The organism is Alteromonas sp. AMM-1 (assembly GCF_047290655.1).
In the GTDB taxonomy this organism is placed as follows: domain Bacteria; phylum Pseudomonadota; class Gammaproteobacteria; order Enterobacterales; family Alteromonadaceae; genus Alteromonas; species Alteromonas mangrovi.
On sequence record NZ_JBLBUE010000245.1, the window covers coordinates 1 to 3,675 of the forward strand.

5 protein-coding genes are annotated in these 3,675 nt (G+C 43.9%); 2 read left to right on the forward strand and 3 right to left on the reverse strand.

Features of this window, described 5'->3' with window-relative positions; translation table 11 throughout:
• Both secD and ACLR2L_RS19480 read right to left on the reverse strand, forming a co-directional pair.
• The coding region (gene secD / locus ACLR2L_RS19475) for a protein translocase subunit SecD (RefSeq protein WP_413370588.1) at window positions 1-1,715 on the reverse strand (1,715 nt) is incomplete at its 3' end.
• Window positions 1,716-1,781: 66 nt separating this feature from the next.
• Window positions 1,782-2,171 carry a hypothetical protein gene (locus ACLR2L_RS19480; protein ID WP_413370590.1) on the reverse strand — a complete coding sequence of 130 codons (390 nt, stop codon included), beginning with the start codon at window positions 2,169-2,171 and terminating at the stop codon, window positions 1,782-1,784.
• 342 nt (window positions 2,172-2,513) lie between these two features.
• Between ACLR2L_RS19480 and ACLR2L_RS19485 the strand changes: the two genes are divergently transcribed.
• Window positions 2,514-2,729, forward strand: coding sequence for a hypothetical protein (locus ACLR2L_RS19485; RefSeq protein ID WP_413370592.1), 216 nt, complete (start codon window positions 2,514-2,516; stop codon window positions 2,727-2,729).
• Between the two features lie 83 nt (window positions 2,730-2,812).
• A complete protein-coding gene (locus ACLR2L_RS19490) occupies window positions 2,813-3,571 on the forward strand; it encodes a hypothetical protein (RefSeq protein WP_413370594.1) in 759 nt (252 codons plus the stop codon).
• Here ACLR2L_RS19490 and ACLR2L_RS19495 read toward each other — a convergent pair.
• Window positions 3,568-3,675: IS3 family transposase (locus tag ACLR2L_RS19495; protein ID WP_413370596.1), on the reverse strand; the 108-nt coding region annotated here is incomplete at its 5' end. The two genes, ACLR2L_RS19490 and ACLR2L_RS19495, sit on opposite strands and share 4 nt — an antisense overlap.

Here is a 3,675-nt window from a genome sequence, read left to right on the forward strand (position 1 = left end):
ATTAAAGTACCGCCAGTAAAATCCACGCCATATTGCAATCCCGGATAGACAAACAATGCAACTGAACCCAATGACAAGATGGCAGAGGTAGCGAGCCCAATTACCCGCCCTCTCAGGAAATTAAACTGCGTTAAGCGAGTGTGGCGCAACCAGTTTCCACCAGAAAACGATAATATCTCCCTTTCCCGCTTGCGCATTGCCAGCAACATCATTTGTTTGGTTACGGCTACTGCAGTGAACATAGACGTAAATATCCCAATACCAATTGTCACAGCGAAACCTTTAACCGGCCCACTGCCAAACATAAACAACAAGCTCACCGCAATCAATGTGGTAAAACTGGAATCGAGAATTGTTGCATAGGCCTTGTCAAAACCGGCGGGAATGGCCATACCAGCAACCTTGCCTTTAGCCGATTCCTCTTTGATACGTTCGTTAATGAGTATGTTGGCATCTACCGCCATACCAATAGTTAATATGATCCCCGCAATACCGGGAAGCGTTAGCGTAGCGCCAAACGCGCTGAGTAAACCAATGATAAGACCAATGTTTATAACCAGACTGGTACAAGCTATCAGACCCCAACGGCGGTACAATGCAATCATGAATGCAAACACCAGCGCTGCACCAATAAGTCCGGTGGAAATACCCATTTCGATGGCATCTGAGCCTAGGTCCGGCCCAACGGTGCGTTCTTCGAGTACGTTTAATGGTACAGGCAGTGCGCCAGCACGTAACAACAACGCCAGATCTTTGGCTTCAGCAGGTGTAAAGCTACCGCTGATTTCACCCGCACCGCCGGCAATGACCGAACGGATCACAGGAGCAGTCAGTACTTTACTGTCGAGTACGATAGCCAGCGGCGTACCAATGTGGCTTTTTGTCATATCGGCAAATATACGGCTACCGGTGTTGTCCAGTTTAAATGTCACCACAGGTTCGTTGGTATTGGGATCAAAACCTAGCTGTGCATCTTTAATGTGCTCTCCGTCCATTGCGGCTTGTTTTTGCACCCGATAGTGCTGTGTGCCTTGCGCATCTGGCAATAACACCGTATTTCCAGACGAAGCATTATCGACTACCCAGTGAAAACGCATTTGTGCTGTGGTACCTAATAACTCCCGAATTCTGGAAGGATCAGATACGCCTGGCATTTGCACAAGCACACCATCATTGCCCTGACGAGTAATACTGGGCTCCACCAGGCCAGATTCATTTAAGCGGCGACGCACCACTTCCAGACTCTGCTCAATGGCCTCACTTGCCAGTGTGGTTTTGTACTCTTCGGTAATGGTAAGTGTGAGCAGCTTGTTGTCGTTATCTATTGAAAACTGCTTAATTCCGTTGTTGCCTCTTACCAAACCAGCGGCAATGTTTTTTGCACGGCTAGCATCACTTTCCGGCCCTGTAAGCGTTAAGGAAATTACGCCGTTGTTTATAGGTTGAGACTGATACCGAATGCCTTGTTCACGCAACTCGCGTGACAACGCTTCTTTGGTATCCTGCAGTGTTTTCTCTATCAGCGGCTTGGTATCAGCGCCTAACAATAAGTGCGAGCCACCCTGTAAATCCAGGCCTAGTGATAATTGATTCGATGCCAACCATTGGGGTAAACGCTGTAACGTATTGGCAGGTAAAATGTTTGGCATTGCACTTAGCAAGCCAATGAGGATCACGAGTACGTACAGCACGCCCCGTGAGTGAGAAACTTTCATGGGAAATCCTTGTAAATCAAACAAATTGGCGTTGGCTTAGCCAACGAAGTTACATCATTGTTTTGATTATCGGATTGGAGGTGCCCGGGTTAAAGGCAATAAAAATGCGGCATTAGCAAAATGCAGTGTTTGTTGCCACAAACTTGAAACGATACCCGATATATACCAGTTCGAGGATAGCTTGCTACCTGTCCCGGGTAATATGCCCGTATCGTTACCACCTGCGGATTGCTGGCTCTGGATACCAGATGAAAGTTCACGGGCAAATAAAGCAGCATCTCGTTGCCCTACCACTACACCAGGTTGTTCACTCAGGAGTATCGACGGGTCTGAAGCAGACACTGCAGAACGAGACACCCCACTCAGTGCAACAAACACCAATACACAACACAACCATACCCACATCGAGTTGAGTCGATGCGATTCAGTATTTGTTGCTGTGTGAGGAGTTAGCATGAGAAGTAAAGGCGCTTGTTGTGGCTAATTACACGGCTAATATGGCGATTATTGATATGTAATACAATGGGGAATCGCAAAAAACAACATACCCAATTGTTTTAATTACTAAAATTAAAATTACTTTGTTAAATCCAGAACACTAAAACCCGATAAATTAACGCATTAGTCTGCCAATTTACCTGACATCATTGTTTTCGGCATTGCGCGATTGACAACAAAATGACAGTAAATGACAAAATTTTGACAATATAAGTTGATCTCGCGCTTCCAGCCGGTTAATTTATAGCCAGAAAGAGGCTTTATTCTGCTTTCCCTTCCCGTTAATCAAGGAGTAAGATTATGTTCAAGAAAAAATTAGCTGCTTTAGTTTCTGTTTTAGGTATCACGGCCAGTATTTTGTTCAGTATTTCAGCATTGTCTGCAAACGCTGCAACCACTTCATCTTTGTTAAGCGATCGCTTTACCGCGTTTAACAGTGGTAATGGTAAAGGCGGCGGTGCTACTTGTGACGGCAGTAATAACTCCAGTCAGTGTCAAAACACGTCGCGAAACTAAATTTTGCAAATTAATGTCTTTTAAAAGGCACTTCAAAGCCGAAGTGCTTTTTAACTTCACAGAATATATTGCCAGAGGTGTTTGTGTTGTTGCCTCATACTTTTATCAACAAGATAAAAGATTGTCATTCAAGACTGTTTTTAGGTCTTTTTTACTTTTACCTGTTCTTGCTACCTTTACCATTGGGCAGCAACCGTCCCATAGCCTGGCACGCCGAACAAATTTTTATTTTTTGTTTGTTGTTAGTGTATTTTCTTCTGCACAGTGATTATCTGTTAAGCGTAATTAGCAAACATCGCATTCCCTTAGGTATTTTATCTGGCACCGTGATTTGGATAGCTTTTCAACTCATGCCACTTCCAGTTTCGTTGTTAGCCGTACTGTCGCCAGGATTTGAGAGCATATTCGATAATACTGCTACGTCATTTGCCTCAATCAGTCTGGATTTCCAGGCAACTATAGATGCACTGTTGAAAGCACTTAGCTATTTGTGTGTTTTCATTCTGGCATTGGCAATTATCACATCACCCCAAAGATTGATTTCTTGCTTAGTATTTATGGTTGTCACTGGCACGCTCAATGGTTTTTATGGTGCTTTTGAAATACTGTCCGGTCAGGATTTCAGTTTATTTATGAACATGGAAAATGGCCACAGAGCCAATGGCACGTTTGTTTACCATAACCACTTTGCTAATTTTTTGTTTCTCTGTTTGTCTGCAGGGCTTGGCTATTTTATCGCTACCCTGACACAAAGAAAGGCATTTCCTCAACAAGATGTCATCGCTTCAACTCTCCAAGCCATGATTTTGACGTGGTCAAGCAAATTCACACAACCCAGTTAAGCAGCTTTTCCTAAGTTAGCCATGTCAGCTTCATATTGGTTTGGACTTTTGTAATCCAGGTATGAGTGCATTCTTTGGCTGTTATAAAACATAGTGATGTATTG